Source organism: Pseudomonas sp. EL_65y_Pfl2_R96 (assembly GCF_963970905.1).
Lineage (GTDB): Bacteria > Pseudomonadota > Gammaproteobacteria > Pseudomonadales > Pseudomonadaceae > Aquipseudomonas.
In genome coordinates this window covers 1-507 of record NZ_CAXAQH010000237.1, presented here as the reverse complement: position 1 = coordinate 507, position 507 = coordinate 1, and the positions used below count along the sequence as shown (strand labels likewise).

The 507-nt window shown below is 61.9% G+C and carries 1 protein-coding gene; it reads left to right on the top strand.

Features of this window, described 5'->3' with window-relative positions:
- Positions 1–507 (top strand): immunoglobulin-like domain-containing protein (locus AACY49_RS30395; RefSeq protein ID WP_339527970.1); only part of this gene is annotated, 507 nt, incomplete at both ends.

The following is a 507-nucleotide window of genomic DNA, read 5'->3' as shown; positions in this document are numbered from 1 at the left end:
TGTCGAACGGCCAGACCATCACCATCCCGGTCGGCTCGAGCAGTGCCAGTGTCAACTTCACCGCGCCGAACGATGCCCTGACCGGTGGTGGCTCCCTGAGCGTCAAAATCGACGATGCCAAGGGCGGTAACTACGAAAAGCTGGAAGTCGATGGCAAGTCAGCCGACACCTCGGTTACCGACACGGCAGACACCACCACCCTCAGCCTGAGCGCTACTGACTCCGTGGCTGAGGGCGGCTCCATCGTTTACACCGCCACCCTGACCAACGTCGCCGGCACACCGGTCACCGTGACCTTGTCGAACGGTGCCGTGATCACCATCGCCGCCGGCGCAACCAGTGGCTCCGTGACCGTCGACGCGCCGAAAGACGACGTCTATAAAGACGCCGGCCAAGTCGAAGTGACCATTAAGGACGCTGCGGGCGGAAACTTCGAAAATCTGGCCACCAATCCAGCGGCGGCAGTTACCGAAGTCACCGACACCGTCGACACTTCGACGGTCAACC